The organism is Oribacterium sp. C9, from assembly GCF_002007235.1.
GTDB lineage: Bacteria > Bacillota > Clostridia > Lachnospirales > Lachnospiraceae > Oribacterium.
The window spans coordinates 25,476-44,569 of sequence record NZ_MUHW01000009.1; the positions used below are offsets into that span (position 1 = coordinate 25,476).

General features: G+C 45.8%; 15 protein-coding genes. All 15 read left to right on the forward strand.

The window, feature by feature from the left end:
- Positions 1 to 273 precede the first annotated feature (273 nt).
- Complete coding sequence (locus BXO88_RS07050; RefSeq protein WP_078037048.1) at positions 274 to 1,869, forward strand: CTP synthase; 1,596 nt, start codon at positions 274 to 276, stop codon at positions 1,867 to 1,869.
- A 211-nt stretch (positions 1,870 to 2,080) separates the two neighbouring features.
- Positions 2,081 to 3,205, forward strand: a complete 1,125-nt coding sequence (locus BXO88_RS16495; protein WP_168171644.1) for a putative manganese transporter — start codon at positions 2,081 to 2,083, stop codon at positions 3,203 to 3,205.
- Positions 3,206 to 3,529: 324 nt separating this feature from the next.
- Positions 3,530 to 4,801 (forward strand): bacterial transcriptional activator domain-containing protein, encoded by a 1,272-nt coding sequence (locus BXO88_RS07060; protein WP_078037049.1) that lies wholly within the window; start codon positions 3,530 to 3,532, stop codon positions 4,799 to 4,801.
- Between the two features lie 124 nt (positions 4,802 to 4,925).
- Positions 4,926 to 6,305: a sodium-dependent transporter gene (locus BXO88_RS07065; RefSeq protein ID WP_078037050.1), complete on the forward strand. Its 1,380-nt coding sequence runs from the start codon at positions 4,926 to 4,928 to the stop codon at positions 6,303 to 6,305.
- 158 nt (positions 6,306 to 6,463) lie between these two features.
- Positions 6,464 to 6,832 carry a ribosome maturation factor RimP gene (gene rimP / locus BXO88_RS07070; protein ID WP_078037051.1) on the forward strand — a complete coding sequence of 123 codons (369 nt, stop codon included), beginning with the start codon at positions 6,464 to 6,466 and terminating at the stop codon, positions 6,830 to 6,832.
- 5 nt (positions 6,833 to 6,837) lie between these two features.
- On the forward strand, positions 6,838 to 8,022 hold the full coding sequence (gene nusA / locus BXO88_RS07075; RefSeq protein WP_078037052.1) for a transcription termination factor NusA: 1,185 nt from the start codon (positions 6,838 to 6,840) through the stop codon (positions 8,020 to 8,022).
- Between the two features lie 5 nt (positions 8,023 to 8,027).
- The gene (rnpM, locus tag BXO88_RS07080; protein WP_036607642.1) at positions 8,028 to 8,294 is read left to right on the forward strand and encodes an RNase P modulator RnpM; all 267 of its coding nucleotides are present in this window, start codon (positions 8,028 to 8,030) and stop codon (positions 8,292 to 8,294) included.
- Positions 8,284 to 8,607: a L7Ae/L30e/S12e/Gadd45 family ribosomal protein gene (locus BXO88_RS07085; RefSeq protein ID WP_078037053.1), complete on the forward strand. Its 324-nt coding sequence runs from the start codon at positions 8,284 to 8,286 to the stop codon at positions 8,605 to 8,607. Before rnpM ends, BXO88_RS07085 begins: the two co-directional genes overlap by 11 nt.
- The gene (gene infB, locus BXO88_RS07090; protein WP_078037054.1) at positions 8,597 to 11,341 is read left to right on the forward strand and encodes a translation initiation factor IF-2; all 2,745 of its coding nucleotides are present in this window, start codon (positions 8,597 to 8,599) and stop codon (positions 11,339 to 11,341) included. Before BXO88_RS07085 ends, infB begins: the two co-directional genes overlap by 11 nt.
- Positions 11,338 to 11,754, forward strand: a complete 417-nt coding sequence (rbfA, locus tag BXO88_RS07095) for a 30S ribosome-binding factor RbfA (protein ID WP_078037055.1) — start codon at positions 11,338 to 11,340, stop codon at positions 11,752 to 11,754. The genes infB and rbfA overlap by 4 nt, the downstream gene beginning before the upstream one ends.
- Positions 11,755 to 11,826: 72 nt before the next feature.
- Positions 11,827 to 12,810, forward strand: a complete 984-nt coding sequence (locus BXO88_RS07100; protein ID WP_078037127.1) for a DHH family phosphoesterase — start codon at positions 11,827 to 11,829, stop codon at positions 12,808 to 12,810.
- Between the two features lie 8 nt (positions 12,811 to 12,818).
- Positions 12,819 to 14,411: a bifunctional riboflavin kinase/FAD synthetase gene (locus tag BXO88_RS07105; RefSeq protein ID WP_078037056.1), complete on the forward strand. Its 1,593-nt coding sequence runs from the start codon at positions 12,819 to 12,821 to the stop codon at positions 14,409 to 14,411.
- A 158-nt stretch (positions 14,412 to 14,569) separates the two neighbouring features.
- Positions 14,570 to 14,836 (forward strand): 30S ribosomal protein S15, encoded by a 267-nt coding sequence (gene rpsO, locus BXO88_RS07110; RefSeq protein WP_031550722.1) that lies wholly within the window; start codon positions 14,570 to 14,572, stop codon positions 14,834 to 14,836.
- 385 nt (positions 14,837 to 15,221) lie between these two features.
- Positions 15,222 to 17,315, forward strand: coding sequence for a polyribonucleotide nucleotidyltransferase (locus tag BXO88_RS07115; protein ID WP_078037057.1), 2,094 nt, complete (start codon positions 15,222 to 15,224; stop codon positions 17,313 to 17,315).
- A 159-nt stretch (positions 17,316 to 17,474) separates the two neighbouring features.
- Positions 17,475 to 18,923, forward strand: coding sequence for a glutamate--tRNA ligase (gltX, locus tag BXO88_RS07120; protein ID WP_078037058.1), 1,449 nt, complete (start codon positions 17,475 to 17,477; stop codon positions 18,921 to 18,923).
- Positions 18,924 to 19,094 lie beyond the last annotated feature (171 nt).

A 19,094-nucleotide genomic window follows, 5' to 3' on the forward strand; every position in this document is an offset into this window, starting at 1 on the left:
CTTTTATGTGACAGGTAATTAAATTCAACTGAGTTATTCTGTGAAATATGATAAAATCACTACATACATTTTTGTGAATTTTCTGTTTGCATATTTCATGGGGCAGTGTTATCATTCCTTTTGTTTTTTTAAAGTCAGGAATATGAGGTGACGAAGGAGTCACAAGGACAATTCAAAGTGTCCTTGCCTTCGTCACCTTTTTTTTATTGTATAAAGCCCGACGCGCGAATCAATCCGTAAGGCTTTATACAATTACTCAAGAAAGGGGAGTATATGATCAAGTACGTATTTGTAACAGGTGGAGTAGTTTCCGGTCTCGGAAAGGGAATCACAGCCGCATCTCTGGGAAGACTTCTGAAGGCAAGAGGTTACAAGGTAACCATGCAGAAGTTCGATCCATACATAAACATTGACCCGGGCACCATGAACCCTATACAGCATGGTGAGGTTTTTGTAACAGATGACGGAACTGAGACAGACCTTGATCTCGGACACTATGAGCGATTCATCGACGAATCTCTGGACCGCCGTTCCAATGTTACATCCGGAAAAGTGTACTGGTCAGTACTCAACAAGGAACGTCACGGAGAATATGAAGGTCACACTGTTCAGGTCATCCCCCACATCACAAACGAGATAAAGTCTGATTTCTACAGATCAGATGATCCGGATGAGGACCGTATCGCAATCATCGAAGTGGGCGGAACAGTAGGAGATATCGAGTCACAGCCATTCCTTGAGGCTATCCGTCAGTTCCAGCATGAAGTAGGTCATGAAAATGCCATCATGATCCACGTAACTCTGATCCCTTATCTCCATGCTTCCGAGGAGCTGAAGACAAAGCCGACTCAGATGAGTGTAAGAGAGCTTCAGCGTCTGGGACTTCAGACAGACATCCTGGTTTGCCGTACAGAGCGTCCCATCCCTCAGGATATCAAGGACAAGATAGCCATGTTCTGTAACCTGCCTGCAAACCATGTTCTTCAGAACACAAACGCCGAGTTCATTTATGAGGTACCTCTTCTTATGGAGCACGAGCACCTCGCTCAGTCAGTATGCGAATGTCTCCACCTCCCATGTCCTGAGCCGGACCTTACCGAGTGGAAGTCCATGGTAGAAAATCTCCGCCATCCGGAAAAGGAAGTTGTCATTGCCCTCGTAGGTAAGTACACACAGCTTCATGATGCATATTTAAGTGTTGCGGAGTCACTGAAGCATGGCGGAGTGGCAAACCACGCAAAGGTAAACATTCGCTGGGTTGACTCAGAGGAGGTAGAAAAGGTTGGTGCCGCCACACTTCTTCAGGGAGTAGACGGAATCCTTGTTCCGGGCGGATTCGGTCAGCGCGGAATCGAAGGCATGATCATGGCTGCACAGTACGCAAGAGAGAACAGGATCCCGTACCTCGGAATCTGTCTCGGAATGCAGATCTCCATCATCGAATTCTCAAGAAATGTTCTCGGATGGAAGGATGCAAATTCAACCGAATTCGATCCTAACACAACACATCCTGTTATCGACCTTATGCCGGAGCAGAAGACTGTAACAGATCTCGGCGGAACCATGCGTCTCGGAGCTTATCCATGTGAGCTTCGTGAAGGTACAAAGGCACATGCAGTTTACGGAAAGACTTCCATCTCTGAGCGTCACAGACACAGATATGAGGTTAACAACGACTTCCGTAAGGATCTGGAAGAGGCAGGCATGGAGCTTGTAGGACAGTCACCGGACGGTCATATCGTTGAGATAGTAGAGCTTAAGGATCATCCTTATTTCCTCGCTACCCAGGCTCATCCTGAGTTCAAGTCCAGGCCTAACAACGCACATCCACTGTTCAAGGGATTGATCGAGGCTGCGCTTAAGAAATAAACCGGTCATTTCACCACTTTTGTGCACGCACAAGTGGAGGACAGACTTATGACACTTATATCATATTAATACATGTTCATGTGATTATGTACGTGTTGACAGGTATGGTATTCTATAATACGACTCACGAAACGTTTAGAAGAGGCTCCTGAGGAACCTCTTCTTTTCATTTGCATTTTGATATAAATTTATAGTAAGGAGGACTTTACTCATGGAAATGATTACAGATGCATTTATGGATGCGTTGATCGATACCATAAAGCTCGTTCCGTTCCTGCTTGTGACCTACATGGCGATGGAATATCTGGAACATAAGACCGAAAAAAGCACCACATCCATGCTTGAAAAGGCAGGACGTTTCGGCCCGCTCATCGGAGGCGCTGCAGGTGTGCTTCCTCAATGCGGTTTCTCAGCTGCCGCTTCAAGTCTCTTCGCCGGAGGTGTCATCTCTGTAGGAACCCTCATCGCAGTATTTCTTTCAACTTCAGATGAGATGCTTCCTATATTCATATCCGAGCAGGTGGCCCCAAAGACCATCATCGCCATACTGGCAACCAAGATGATACTTGGCATCATCAGCGGTTTCACTCTGGATATCTTCATGCATCACGGAAAGCATACTCCTGCACCGGAAAAGCATATTCACGATCTCTGTGAGCACGACCACTGTGCATGCGACGATGATGAAGATGAGGATGAGTATGATGACAATGCTGATGACCACGACCACGATGAACATCATGCACAGTTCGAAGCCGAAGATAAGCATACTCATCACTCCGAGGCGCACCATGAAGCCACAGAAGAAATTCATAAGGCTCATCACATAGAATCGGAAGAGATGGAACATCATGATCATAAACATGAGCACCATGATCATCATGGGCATGAACATTCCCATGAGCATCACGGACATCACCACCATCACAAGGGCGGCATAGCAGGAATCCTTCAGCCTGCATTCCATCATACCTTCCAGATAACTGTATTTATTTTCCTCATCACCTTTGTGATAACACTGCTTGTTGAGGGAATAGGACGTGAAGCCATAGGTGCATTCCTTTCAGGAAAGCCTGTTGTCGGTGTTTTCCTTTCCGGAATCATAGGTCTCATCCCTAACTGTGCGGCTTCAGTAAGTATCACCGAGCTTTATCTCATGGGTATGCTCGATGCAGGTCAGATGATGGCCGGTCTGATGGTTGGTGCAGGAGTCGGTCTTCTCGTTCTTTTCCGTACAAACTATCATCCTAATGAGAATCTCCGTATCGCCGTTATGCTTTATGCTATCGGAGTTTTCTGGGGACTCGTCATCCAGTTCCTGGGAGTGACATTCTGAAAAATCAAAAAAGACCTGTGTATGTGAGTCGTTGATCACATACAGAAACCCGGTCATCAATATATGCTTACAAACCTTAAAAACCTGTAATCCACGTTGTGAAACCGCATGTGGATTACAGGCTTTTACTATTATGTTATTTAATTAGAATTGTGCTTAAATTTTTTTGATTTTTGTTTACTTTTCACCCGATTGCGTCTAAGATAAAATAAATAAATGTCTCGAGGTTATGGCAGGTTTTCTGTATAAATTTGCCATGTAGCATCAGCCCTTTGCGAAGCAAAATATAAATGGGCTGAAATTCCCAAAGGCAAGGGGTTAAAAATGAGTGAGAGTGAAAATCGTATTGAAGTTCGTATGCTGGGCGGTTTTTCCATTACGGTAAACGGTCAGTATATGGGGCTCGGTCAGAACAACAAGGCAAACTTTCTCAAACTGATCCAGATCATCCTTTTAAATCACAAAAAAGGCATATCCAAAAGAGAGCTTATCGATGGAGTATTTGGATACAAGGATCTCCTTGATGAAAACAACAGTTTGAACAACCTTCTTCATCAGGCCAGAACCCAGCTTAAGAAGAGCGGAGTACCCGGAAAGCGTTATATCGAAGGAAAGAAAGGTATATATTTCCCGGAAAAACCCGAAGGCTATGAATTAAGTCTCGACGTAAAGACCTACATGGATGATTGCCGAAAGGCCGGAGAGACCGAGGATCCGGCATCAAAAGCAGCTTTATATGAGCATGCATTTGAATTGTATCGCGGCGAGCTTCTTCCCGAGTTCTCTACAGACAACTGGGTCATCGTTGAATCAGTGAAGCTTAAACACCTCTATGATGAACTGGTGATGTTCCTCGGAGAGTATTATCGCAACAAGGGCGATTATGACAGTCTCTACAAGTTATATAATCGTGCCAGCCAGATATATCCTGATGCAGGATGGCAGATAAACGTGATTGATGCTCTGATCCTCCGTAAGGAATACAAGGAGGCATATGAGCTCTATAACAAGACTGCACGTTATTACCTTGATGATCTCGAAGTACCTCTTCCTGATGATCTCATCAGATGCTACGAACGCATCTATGACGATATCAAGGTAGTATCCGATGATATCGAAGAGATTCAGGCAGGAATCCTCGAAAGAGACGCAGCCTTAAAGAATAACAAGGGCGACAGCAGAAGCCTCGGATCCTACTATTGTGCATTCTCGAGCTTTATCGATGTCTACAACGTACTCCGCAGAAACCTTGTACGACGTGGAAATTCCATTTTCATGATGCTCTGCACACTCGTAGACTACGAAGGAAAGCCTATTCAGAATCAGGAGAAGCTCGCAGCCCGCTCAGAAGCTTTGAAGAACGCTCTTTATGAAGAGCTTCGTCAGGGTGATGTTTACACCAAGTACAGCTCCAGCCAGTACCTTCTTCTTCTTATCGGAACAAAGAAGGAAGACTGTGGAATCATCTACCACAGAATTTCGAAAAAGCTGAAGGAGCTTGCAGGTTCAAGAGCTGAATTAAAGTACAGGATCGTTTCTCTGGCAGAGATCCCATCCATTCTTGAGAGCGGCACCGGCTCACACAAGGCAGACTGATAAATTTACTATTAAAATATTTAAGAGCTTGCAGTTTTTTGCAAGCTCTTTTATCATTGTGGAGACTGTAATAGTGCAAAGCGTTAAAAAGTCAAATTAATTAAATTCTCACTTAAGGAGTCTTATGAGTAACAAACGTGAAAGCTTTAAATCCAGAATAGGATTCATTCTGGTAAGCGCAGGCTGCGCCATAGGTATAGGAAACGTATGGAAGTTCCCTTACCTTGTCGGTCAGAACGGAGGAGGAATCTTCGTACTGTTCTACCTTATTTTCCTGATCATCATGGGTGTACCGGTTCTCACCATGGAACTTGCAGTAGGCCGTGCATCACGGAAGAGTGCGGTACTTGCATATAAAAAACTTGAGCCCAAGGGCAGTAAATGGCATATACACGGCTGGTTTGCCGTAGCCGGTGCCTACCTTCTCATGATGTACTACACCACAGTATCCGGATGGATGATATCGTACTTTTTTAAATTCGCCTCCGGAACCTTTGATAAAGTATCCATGGATAATGTTGATTCCGTTTTCTTCGATATGCTTGCTAACCCGGCTGAGATGATGATATGTATGGCAGTCACTGTTATCGTAGGATTTCTGGTATGTTCCTTCGGTATACAGAGAGGACTCGAAAAGGTCACAACTACTATGATGAGCGCACTTCTGGTACTTATAGTAGTCCTTGCAGTGCGAAGCGTTTCACTTCCAAATGCTAAAGCCGGAGTTGAGTTCTATCTGATCCCAAGCTTGGACAGAGTATACGAAGCGGGAAGCGGCAACCTCCTTAAGGGCTTCGGTTCAGTCATTTCCGCAGCCATGAATCAGGCATTCTTTACATTGAGCCTCGGAGTAGCCTGCATGGAGATCTTCGGATCCTACATGTCTGAGAATTTTTCACTTGTGGGAGAGTCAGTAAGAATTTGTGCACTCGATACATTTGTAGCCATCATATCAGGTCTTATCATTTTCCCTGCATGCTTTAGCTTCAATGTACAGCCGGATTCAGGTCCAAGCCTCATCTTCATGACCCTTCCGAAGGTTTTCATGAGCATGCCTGCGGGAAGACTCTGGGGAACTCTTTTCTTCATGTTTATGTCCTTCGCGAGCTTCAGTACAGTCATAACTGTTTTTGAAAACCTTCTCGCAACCTCCATCGACAACTTCGGAGTCACACGAAAGAAAGCGGTACTTGTGAACTGTATCTACATCCTCATCGCCAGCATTCCATGTGTACTCGGTTACAATATCTGGTCACATGTTCACCTTATCGGTGCAAGAGACATTCTGGACTCAGAGGACTTTATAGTCTCAAACATACTTCTTCCTGCAGGTTCACTCACATACCTTCTGTTCTGTGTCACTAAATGGGGCTGGGGCTTCGACAGGTACATGGAAGAGTGTAACAAGGGTGAAGGTATGAAACTGCGACCTTCAGTGAAGCCATACCTCCTGTATGTACTTCCTGTACTTATCTTCATTATCCTGATACAGGGACTGGTATAAACATTCATATGCATTGGCATATGGATTCCAACAGCAAATCTGAAAAAAGTCTTGATTTTACTATATTCCTATGTTATTGTTATTCAGTATTTATTGACTAGTTGAAAGGAGCAGGCGAAAACGCCCGCTCCTTTTGCTTAGGTTTAGAGGAAATTTTTATGCAGACAAATGGCTATACCGAAAGAGTTAAAAAGTATCTCGACGAAATATGTCCGAAGGACGGATACGAAGTAGACAGTGTGACTTTCACACAGGAAAACAATGAATGGTACTTAAGAGCATTCATATATCGAGCAGATGGTGTCGATATGACTGTAGACGACTGTGCAAAGGTTTCCCGAAAGCTGTCTAAATGGCTTGACAAGGAAGATTTTATTCCAGAGCAATATATGTTAGAGGTATGTTCACTCGGCTTTAAGGATCATCCCGGAAACGCCGATGTAGAACCTTACGATGTGGATGCAGAGGCCTCGGCAGAAGAGTCCACAGACAATGAATCAGAAGATATTATCACCGGGAGGGGTTAAAACAAATGAATACAGAACTTAGCGAAGCACTCGATCTACTGGAGAAGGAAAAAGGAATTTCAAAGCAGTCTTTGATCGAAGCGATAGAGCTTTCACTCCAGACAGCCTGCAAGAACCACTTTGGTTCTTCCGACAACATAAGAGTAAGTGTTGATCCTGTCACATGTGAGTTCTCAGTAATCGCTGACAAGACAGTAGTTGAAGAAGTACTTGATAAGAACACCGAGATCTCTCTTGCAGATGCAAGAATGATCGACCCGGGATATACGCTCGGTTCCATCGTGCCTGTAAAGGTTGATTCCAAGACCTTCGGACGTATCGCTACACAGAACGCAAAGGGCGTTATCGTTCAGCGTATCCGTGAGGAAGAGCGTAAGGTACTTTACAACGAGTACTACTCCATGGAAAAGGAAGTTGTCACAGGTACTATCGACAGAAACACAGGCAGATCCATCATCGTTAATCTCGGCAAGGTAGACGGTTACCTTTCAGAGAACGAACAGATCAAGGATGAGAAGCTTGAGACCAACGACAGAGTAAAGATTTATGTAGTTGAAGTAAGAGATACTCCTCGCGGACCACGTGTTATGGTATCCAGAACTCATCCTGAGCTTGTAAAGCGTCTCTTCGAAGAGGAAGTATCCGAGGTAAGAGACGGCATCGTAGAGATCAAGGCTATCTCTCGTGAGGCCGGTTCCAGAACCAAGATGGCAGTTATGTCAAACGATCCTAACGTTGATCCTGTAGGTGCATGCGTAGGTCTCAACGGGTCACGTGTAAACACTGTGGTCGAGGAGCTTCGCGGAGAAAAGATCGATATCATCAACTACGATGAGAATCCTGCATACCTTATCGAGAATGCACTTTCACCTGCAAAGGTTATCGCAGTTATCGCAGATCAGGATAACAAGGAGGCCATGGTCATCGTACCTGATGCCCAGCTCAGCCTCGCCATCGGTAAGGAAGGTCAGAATGCACGTCTTGCTGCAAAGCTCACAAGCTACAAGATCGATATCAAGTCTGAGTCACAGGCTCAGGAGCAGGGCATCTTCGATGAGATGGGTATCGACTATCAGAGTGAAGAGTCAGAGGATATGGATGACTCGGAGCTTATGGAGACAGCAGAGGACATGGAAGATACAACCGGTGAGACATTTGCAGATGCAGATGACGAAAACGGAGAGATGTGAACGGTATGAAAAAGATACCGGAGAGAACGTGCATTGGCTGCGGTCAGAAAAAGGAAAAACCAAACCTGATACGTATCGTTCATGCACTTGACGATACCTTCAGCATAGATCCAACCGGACGAAAAAACGGTCGCGGCGCTTACATTTGCAATGACATTTCATGCCTTGACAAAGCTATAAAGCGTAAGGCCCTGGATCGAGCTTTCAAGGTTTCCGTTTCTGAAGAGACCGCACAGGCACTCAGAGAGGAACTGATACAGCTTGGTAGATGAAAGAATATACGGTCTGCTCGGATTATGCCAGAGAGCAGGCAAACTGAAAAGCGGCGAGTTCTCAGTTGAGAAATCACTGAAAGGACATAAATCCTTTCTAGTGATCGTTCCGGAGGACGCGTCCGATAACACAAAAAAGAAATTCAGAAACATGACGACATACCGTGATGTTCCATATTTCGAATTAGGCACAAAAGAGAAGCTGGGGATGCAGCTCGGGAAATCCGAAAGGTCTTCACTCAGCATAGAAGATGAAGGATTCGCTAAGGCGATGATCAAATATATTGACGGAGGTAATGTGAATGTCAGATGAGAATCAGAGAGAAAATGGAATAAACAGCAAGGATGAAAAGAAGGGTGAAGCTCCTAAGAAAAAGAAGCTTGCTGTAGTTTTCCATTCGCAGAACTCCGCAAATCATAAAAATCATCCTCTTGGAGGAAAGCTTTCAACCGCTAAGGAGCAGGGTGCGAGAAAGACTCAGCAGTCTTCCGAGCAGAAGGCTCAGAGCGAGAAGCCAAAGAAGACCAGCCCTAACGGAAGACCACTTCCACCGGGAACAGCCCGTGTAACTCCACTCCGCGAGCTTAACGAACTCCAGAAGCGTCAGGCTGAGGAGGAAGCAAAGAGAGAGGCTGAGCGCAAGGCTCAGGAGGAAGAGCAGAGAAGAAAGGCCGCTGAGGAAGCAAAGAGAGAGGCTGAGCGCAAGGCTCAGGAAGAAGAGCAAAGAAGAAAGGCCGCTGAAGAAGCAAAGCCTGCTTCAGCAAGTTCTGATCGTCCTCAGAGAACCGGAGACAGACCTCGTTTCGACAGAAGCGGAGACAGAAACGATCATCAGTCAAAGCCTGCATTCGCTCAGAGAAACGACCGTAACGGGGACCGTCCTCAGGGCGGATTCCGTAAGGATGGTGCTCGTCCTCAGGCAGGAACAGGTCGTCCTGCTGACAGAAACGGTACTCAGAGACCGGGTCAGAGAGGCACAGGCTTCGGCGGACAGAGACGTCCTCAGGAGAGCTCTGCAGTTGCCGCTGTAGACATTTCCTCAAAGCCATCAACTGCAAGAAACGCCCACAAGCCTGGTGACAAGAATTTCGGAAACAAGAATTTCGATAACGAGAAGGCTGAGGCAGCAAAGAGAAATCGTAACAATCGTAAGCAGAACAAGTACACTGCAGAGCAGTCTTACGAGAGAGACGATGAGATGGCAGCACGCAAGAAGAAGACCGGTAAGGGCGCATTCATCAAGCCTGAAGTAGTTAAACCGGTTGAAGAGGAGATCAAGTCCATCACTATCCCTGAGGTTATCACCATCAAGGATCTGGCTGACAAGATGAAGATCAAGCCTGCAGACATCATCAAGAAGCTCTTCATGAAGGGTCAGATGGTAACACTCAACACTGAGCTTTCATATGAGGAAGCAGAAAACATCGCTGTTGATTACGATATCCTCTGTGAGCAGGAAGAGAAGATCGACGTTATAGCAGAGCTCGTTAAGGATGACATCGAAGATACAGATGAGGACATGGTTTCAAGACCTCCTGTTGTCTGCGTAATGGGTCACGTTGACCACGGTAAAACATCTATCCTTGACGCTATCAGAAATACAAACGTAACCGCAAAGGAAGCCGGCGGTATCACACAGTCTATCGGTGCCTACCAGGTATCTGTAAAGGTTAACGATGAAGATCGTGTCATCACCTTCCTTGATACACCGGGACACGAGGCATTCACAGCCATGCGTATGCGTGGTGCACAGTCAACTGATATCGCAGTTCTCGTAGTTGCTGCAGATGACGGTGTCATGCCTCAGACAGTAGAAGCCATCAACCATGCAAAGGCTGCCAACACTCCTATCATTGTTGCTATCAACAAGATCGATAAGGAGGGTGCTAACCCTGACCGTGTTAAGCAGGAGCTCATGAAGTATGATCTCGTTCCTGAGGATTACGGCGGAGACACAATCTGCGTACCTGTATCAGCAAAGAAGAACATCGGTATCGAAGATCTTCTCGAGAACGTAGTTCTCGAAGCTGACGTTATGGAGCTCAAGGCTAACCAGAACCGTTCAGCTTACGGTGTAGTTATCGAGGCCGAGCTTGATAAGGGACGTGGTTCCGTAGCGAGACTTCTCATCCAGAAGGGTACTCTTCATCAGGGTGATGTAGTTGCTGTAGGTTCAGCTTACGGTAAGGTACGTGCCATGACAGATGACAAGGGCAGACGTATCAAGAAGGCAGGTCCTTCACAGCCATGTGAGATCCTCGGACTTAATGCAGTTCCTAATGCCGGCGAGATCTTCCAGGTTAAGGACAGCGAGAAGGAAGCTAAGGCTTACGCTGCAGCTTTCGTAACAGAGAGCAAGCAGAAGAAGGTAGAGGAGTCCAAGAAGAAGGTTTCTCTCGATGCTCTCTTTGATCAGATCAAGGCAGGCGAGATCAAGGAACTTCCTATCGTCATCAAGGCTGATGTACAGGGTTCAGTTGAGGCCGTTAAGGATTCTCTTGAGAAGATCAAGAACGACGAGGTTGCCGTTAAGGTCATCCACGCCGGTGTTGGTGCAATCAGTGAGTCTGATGTTGTTCTCGCAAGTGCTTCCAATGCTATCGTTATCGGTTTCGATGTTAAGCCGGACGCAACAGCAAAGGAGATCGCAGAGCGTGAGAACGTTGACGTAAGACTTTACAATATTATCTATAAGGCTATCGAAGATATCGAAGATGCTATGAAGGGCATGCTCGCTCCTGTATATGAGGAGAAGGTTATCGGTCATGCCGAGATCCGTCAGATCTTCAAGGCATCAGGTGTCGGAAATATCGCCGGATGTATGGTCAAGGATGGTCTCGTACAGAGAGGTGCAAAGGCACGTATCATGCGCGGACTTAAGCAGGATCAGATTTTCGAAGGCGAGATTGCTTCCGTAAAGCGTTTCAAGGACGATGTAAAGGAAGTAAAGGCAGGCTACGAGTGTGGTCTTGTATTTGACGGCTTCAACGAAATCGAAGTAGATGATTATGTTGAAGTATATGTAATGGAAGAGGTTAAGCGTTGAAAAAAAATTCTGTAAAAAACACCAGGATAAATGCTGAGGTCATGCGTGAGCTTTCGGTGGCTATACGCAACCTCAAGGATCCTCGTATTTCACCTATGGTATCTGTTACAGGTGCGGAGGTTACTCCGGACCTCCAGTACTGTAAGGTATATATCTCAGTTCTGGGAAGCGAGGAATCTCTCGCAAAGACTATGGCAGGACTTAAGGCAGCCAGCGGATTTCTGAGAAGAGAACTGGCTCAGACCGTAAATCTTCGTCACACACCTGAGCTTCAGTTTGTTGAAGATCATTCCATCGAGTATGGCGCCCGTATGGATGCTCTCATCAACAAGGTGGCAAAGGAAGATGCTGAAAAGCATGTGAACACTGAGGAGGATTCTCAGGCCGAGAACGACTCCGAAGAAGAGAATTAAGCAGTTTCTTTTACAGGCAGAGATGCGAGTTTGCGTCTTCTGCCTGTAATGTGTATAGAGAAAGGATTTTTCATGAACGAATTTCAGCAGTTGATCGAGGCTGCGGACAGTATCTGTATAGTGGGACATACCAATCCCGACGGAGACTGTCTGGGCTCGACTCTCGGAACTAAAAACTATATAAAGAACCGTTATCCGGATAAAAAGGTCAATGTTTATCTCCAGGCGGCCAATGAAAAATTCCGTTTCATGCCCGGATTCTCAGACATCATCCATGTTCCTTCAGACAGGAAGTATGACCTCTGCATAATGTGTGACTGCAATGGTTATGACAGACTGGGGGACTACAAGACATTAGCCGAAAATGCTTCTGTTCTTTATGTTGCAGATCATCACATACCCGGAAACCAGAAATTCGAGCATGGAACCATCATACCGGAAGCCTCCAGTGCATGTGAGGTAGTATTCGATCTTCTGGACAGAGACTATATTACGAAGGAAGTGGCAGAATGTCTCTACCTCGGCATAGTACATGATACAGGAGTCTTCAAGTACACCTGTACATCTCCGCATACCATGGAGATTGCCGGTTTCCTCATGTCAAAGGGTATCGATTTCAGTTACATCATCGATGATACCTTCTTCACAAAAACATATCCTCAGCAGCAGGTTCTGGGTCGTGTTCTCATGGAGAGCCTCATGGTCATGGATCGTCGCTGTCTCGCCGGATGGCTCACCTGTAAGGAAATGAAGTTCTACAATGTGACATCAAAGGACATCGACGGTATAGTCAGCGTGATGAGAGAAACAAGAGGTATCGACTGTGCGGTCTTCATCTACGAAATGACCAACCAGAACTTCAAGGTAAGTCTCCGAAGCAACAACTATATGCTTGATGTGGCAAGGGTTGCCGCTCATTTCGGCGGCGGCGGTCACAAGATGGCTGCGGGCTGCACATTACAGGGATCATATCACGATGTAATCAACAACATCACAAAGGAGCTGGCACTTCAGATGGATGCTCCTGACTTCATATCAAACAGGACAGACTCTTAAGGTAATCAATGGACGGAATTATAGTAGTTAAGAAGGAAAAGGATTGGACAAGCTTTGATGTCACAAAGAAGCTCCGTTCGATCCTTCATGAGAAAAAAATAGGCCATACAGGTACTCTGGATCCTATGGCCGAAGGCGTTTTGGTAGTCTGCGCAGGTATGGCCACAAAACTCGTTGATGCCATAGCAGGCACCATCAAGGTCTACGAAGCAGAGATGAAGCTCGGCGTAACCACTGACACAGAAGACACTACAGGCACCATACTTTCAGAGAAGCCTGTAGACGTTTCAGAGGCGGAAGTACGTGCCGCCATCGAAAGCTTCATCGGAACCTACGATCAGATCCCTCCTATGTACAGCGCAAAAAAGATCAACGGACAAAAGCTCTATGATCTGGCGAGACAGGGAAAGACAGTTGAACGTAAGCCAAACCGCATCACCATACACAATATAAAGATAAATGAAATAAAGCTTCCATATGTAAAGATGGAGGTGACCTGCTCCAAGGGAACCTATATCAGAACACTTTGCAAGGATATCGGAGAAAAGCTCGGCACAGGCGCAGCCATGTCAGCACTTCTTCGCACCAGAGTCGGTCAGTACGGAATAGAAGAGAGCTTCACTCTCGGTGAGATAGCGGAAGTGGCAGAGAAGGGTGAGCTTTTCTCCATTATGAAGCCGCCTATCTTCATACCGGAACCTACAGTGGTCTCCTTCGGAAAGTTCGACGGAAGCCACAGAGGTCATCAGCTCATATTCGAGAACATGTTCAGAATAGCAGAAGAAAAGCATCTCAAAACAGCAGTGCTGACGTTCTCACAGAATCCTGAAAATCTTTTCACAGGTATCAAGAAAACAGCCATATCATCCAGTGACGAACATCTCACCAGACTTCGTAATCTCGGTTTTGACTATGTTTTCTCATATCCCGTGAACAGCGACACCATGAAGGTTCCGGCTGAAAATTTCCTGCGAGACGTGCTTATCGAGGGTATGCATGCCGAGGATATCGTTGTGGGAACCGACTGCAGTTTCGGTCACAAGGCACAGGGTAATGCTGAGATGCTCACATCCCTTCAGGGTAAATACGGCTACACGGCACATATCATAAAGAAGCGGGAAGTATTGGACGAAAACGGAAACCCCCGCGAGATCTCAAGCACCTATATCCGAGAGGAGATTCAGAAGGGCAATGTCAAGCTCGCAGCGGAACTTCTGGGACGACACGTTTCTTTAAGCGGAACAGTCGTATATGGAAAGCAGATAGGTTCAACCATTCTCGGCTTCCCGACAGCAAATCTTCTTCCGAAGGAAGGAAAGACCATTCCTAAGGCAGGCGTTTACGTAAGCCGTGTACTGGTAGGACAGGACCTCTACAGAGGCATGACCAATGTAGGCACAAATCCTACCGTATCTGATGGCAATCCTGTGGACGTCGAAACCTTTATCATAGGTTTCAACGGTGATATCTACGGAAAGAAGATAAGAGTAGAGTTCATGGACAGACTCAGGGATCAGGAAAAATTCCCATCCCTTGAGGAGCTGAAAAAGCAGCTCGAAAAGGATGTGGAGAGGGCTGCACATTATCCTATGGAGCTTTGATTTTATCAAATATTTATTCTTATACATTGACAAGAATATAGGTTTTTGTTAAATTACATGAGTATGCGCGTTGGCGTGGTTTTACGGAACTCCTTCCGGGAACTCCGTTAACGTAAGTTTATCGCGATTTTCGCGACAGTTTTTTAGGAGGAATTAACATGATTTCAAAAGAGAAGAAGGCAGAGCTCATCGCACAGTACGGTCGTAAGCCAGGAGACACAGGTTCACCAGAGGTTCAGGTTGCTATCCTTACAACAAGAATCAACGAGCTTACTGAGCACCTTAAGAAGAACCCTAAGGATCACCACTCAAGAAGAGGACTTCTTATGATGGTTGGTCAGAGAAGAGGACTTCTTCAGTACCTTGCTAAGACAGACCTTGAGGGATACAGATCACTCATCGAGAAGCTCGGTATCAGAAAGTAATTTTGATAGTAGAGGGCGGAGATATCATCTCTGCCCTTTCTTTTAATTTTATAAAAAAAGCTGTCGACCTCCCTTAAAGAATTTGTTAAAATCTCTATGGTTAGGCAATGACTGGTATCGAAGAAATTCATATCGGCTTTTGTCCGATCGACATGCTATATAAATATTCATATATGACAGGAGAGAAATCCGAGATCACTGATGAGATCCCGGTCGAAGGATACCGGACATCCAAGTAAAGATCAGAGCTATCCTATGCTGTATTCCTTTGCTGATGGTCAGACGGAAGCATTAAAAGCAACTGTACTTTCAGCAGAAGATAGCTAAACGGGCAGGATCCTATCAGTGCTTTTGGACCTCCCTGTTCATATATCAGGAGGTAAAAATGTATAAGAGTTATTCTATGGAACTCGCCGGCAGAACACTCACCGTTGATATCGGTCGTGTTTGTGCTCAGGCAAACGGTGCAGCACTCATGCACTACGGCGATACAACTGTTCTTTCAACATGTACCGCTTCAGCCGCTCCAAGAGACGGCATCGATTTCTTCCCACTCCAGATCGAGTACGAGGAAAAGATGTACGCCGTTGGTAAATTCCCGGGCGGATTCAAGAAGAGAGAGGGACGTGCAAGCGATAGCGCCATACTTACATCACGTGTTATCGATCGTCCTATGAGACCTCTTTTCCCTAAGGATTTCCGTAACGACTGTCTCGTAGACAACCTCGTTATGTCAGTAGATCAGGATTGTTCACCAGAGCTTCTCGCTATGCTCGGTTCTTCCCTTGCTACAGCTATTTCTGATGTACCTTGGGATGGTCCATGTGCTTCTACACAGGTTGGTATGATCGACGGAGAGCTGATCATCAACCCTACAAATGCAGAGAAGGCTGTTTCTGACCTTGCTCTTACAGTTGCTTCAACTCGTGATAAGGTTATCATGATCGAGGCAGGTGCAAACTGCATTTCAGACGAAAAGATGATCGAGGCCATCTACAAGGCTGACGAAGTAAACAAGCAGATCATCGGATTCTTCGATTCCATCATCGCAGAGTGCGGAAAGCAGAAGATGGAGTACGTAAGTGCTGCAGTTCCTGAGGAGCTCTTCGAGAAGATCAAGACTATCGTTACTCCTGAAGAGATGGAGAACGCAGTATTTACAGATGACAAGCAGCAGAGAGACGCAAACATCGCTGAGGTTACAAAAAAGCTTGAAGAGGCTCTCGCAGAGGATGAGGAAGCACTCGCTATCCTTCCTGATGCTGTTTATCAGTATGAAAAGAAAACTGTACGTAAGATGATCCTCAAGGATCACAAGAGACCGGACGGACGTAAGATCGATGAGATCAGACCTCTCGAGGCTGAAGTTGATCTCATCCCGAGAGTTCATGGTTCTGCCATGTTCAAGCGTGGACAGACACAGATCCTCGATATCGTAACACTTGCTCCTCTTTCCGAGGTTCAGAAGGTTGAGGAGCTCAACGAGTACATCACAGAGAAGCGTTATTTACATCAGTACAACTTCCCTGGCTACTCAGTAGGTGAGGCCAAGGCAAGCCGTGGACCGGGACGTCGTGAGATCGGTCACGGAGCTCTTGCAGAGAGAGCACTTCTCCCTGTACTTCCTTCAGTAGAGGAGTTCCCATACGCTATTCGTGCCGTATCCGAGACTATGGAGTCTAACGGATCAACATCCATGGGTTCAACCTGTGCATCATGCCTTTCACTTATGGCAGCCGGCGTACCTATCAAGGAGCCTGTAGCAGGTATCAGCTGTGGTCTCGTAACAGGTGACACAGATGATGATTACCTCGTACTTACGGATATCCAGGGTCTCGAGGACTTCTTCGGAGATATGGATTTCAAGGTAACCGGAACTCACGAGGGTATCACTGCTATCCAGATGGATATCAAGATCCACGGTCTTACAAAGGAGATCGTAACAGAGGCTATCAAGAGAGCTCACGAAGCACGTCTCTTCATCATGGATGGCGTTATGCATGACGCTATCGCAGAGCCTCGTAAGGAGCTTTCACCATACGCTCCTAAGATCATCACCATCCAGATCGATCCTGAGAAGATCGGTGATGTTATCGGTAAGCAGGGCAAGACAATCAACGGCATCATCGATGAGACCGGTGCCAAGATCGACATCGACGATTCAGGTATGGTTTCTATTTCAGGAATCGACCTTGCAGCTCTTGAGAAGGCTAAGAAGATCATTGAGTCTATCGTCAATGATATCGAGCCGGGTCAGGTCCTCACAGGTAAGGTTGTACGCATCATGAACTTCGGTGCATTCGTGCAGTTAAGCCCTAACAAGGACGGTATGGTTCACATCTCAAAGCTTGCCGACGGAAGAGTAGAGAAGGTTGAGGATGTTGTAAACATCGGTGACGAGGTTACTGTAAAGGTACAGGAAATCGACAAGATGGGCAGAATCAATCTTACTATGAGACCTCAGGATCTCAAGGACTGATCTTCGGAACACTTTGCTGTTCAGGCTAAGCTTGGCTGAAGTTTTTTCCACAAAAGGATTTTTGAACCTGACATAATCTGATCAGGTTCGTACTAAATGTCGAAATCATTCGCGAAGGGACTGGCGACAGTCCCTTCTTTACATAGATAGGAGAACAAAATGAAAATAAGAACACGATACGCTCCGTCACCAACCGGAAGAATGCATGTTGGTAATCTCAGAACCGCTTTATATGCTTATCTTATTTCAAAGCATGAGGACGGAGATTTTCTTTTAAGAATCGAAGACACAGATCAGGAGCGTCTTGTGGAGGGTGCCGTAGATCTCATTAACAGAACTCTCGATGATACAGGTCTCATTCCTGATGAGTCTCCAGACAAGCCGGGCAACTGCGGACCATATGTTCAGTCTGAGCGAGTTAACTCAGGTGTGTACATGCAGTACGCAAAGCAGCTCGTTGAGGAAGGAAAGGCATATTACTGCTTCTGTACAAAGGAGCGCCTCGAGACTCTCAAGACAACTGTGAACGGCGAAGAGATCATGCACTACGATAAGCATTGTCTCGGCCTTTCAAAGGAAGAGATCGAAGAGAACTTAAAGGCCGGAAAGCCATACGTTATCCGTCAGAACAACCCTACAGAGGGAACCACAACTTTCCATGACGAGCTTTACGGAGATGTAACAGTAGACAACTCTGAGCTTGATGACATGGTACTTATCAAGTCAGACGGATTCCCGACCTACAATTTTGCCAATGTTATAGACGATCATCTCATGGGCATCACCCATGTTGTCCGCGGAAACGAGTATCTGAGCTCCAGCCCTAAGTACAATCGTCTCTATGACGCTTACGGATGGGAGATTCCTAAGTATGTACATTGTCCGCTCATCACAGATGAAAACCATAAGAAGCTTTCAAAGCGTTCAGGTCATTCATCATTTGAGGATCTCATCGATCAGGGCTTTGTAGCCGAAGCTGTTGTTAACTTCGTAGCTCTTCTCGGATGGTCACCTGACGACAACGAAGAGATCATGTCTCTTTCTGATCTTATCCGTAAGTTCGATTACACACGTATCTCAAAGAGCCCTGCTGTTTTCGATATGGGCAAGCTTCGCTGGATGAACGGCGAGTATATCAAGGCTATGGACTTCGACAAGTTCTATGAGAGAGCACTCCCTTTCATAAAGGAGACAATCAGTAAGCCTCTTGACTATAAGCACATCGCCAACATGGTCAAGACCCGTATCGAGATCTTCCCTGATATCAATGATATGATCTCATTCTTCGAGGAAGTTCCTGAGTATGACAACTCACTCTATGTTAACAAGAAGTCAAAGACAAACCTTGAGAACTCCCTTGAGCTCTTAAAGGATGTACTTCCACTCCTCAAGGAGCAGGAGGACTACTCAAATGACGCACTTTTCGCACTCCTTTCAGAGTACGGCACAAAGAAGGAGCTTAAGACAGGCTTCGTAATGTGGCCTATCCGTATCGCACTTTCAGGTCGTCAGATGACACCTGCCGGTGCAACAGAGATCATGGAGGTTCTCGGCAAGGAAGAGTCCATCAAGAGACTTGAAGCCGGAATCGCAAAGCTGGAAGGCTAAATAATCAAAGCAATCAGTTGTTTAAATGATATGATCAAAAGCAGCTGATTGCTTTTTCTTTTTTTATAAAATTTCATTATTTTTTATCATATTTTTAGAAAACAACTGATATTTTTACGTTAATTCTTTAACAGGCCGCGTTTGGATGGTAAAATGTACCAAGGAAGTAAT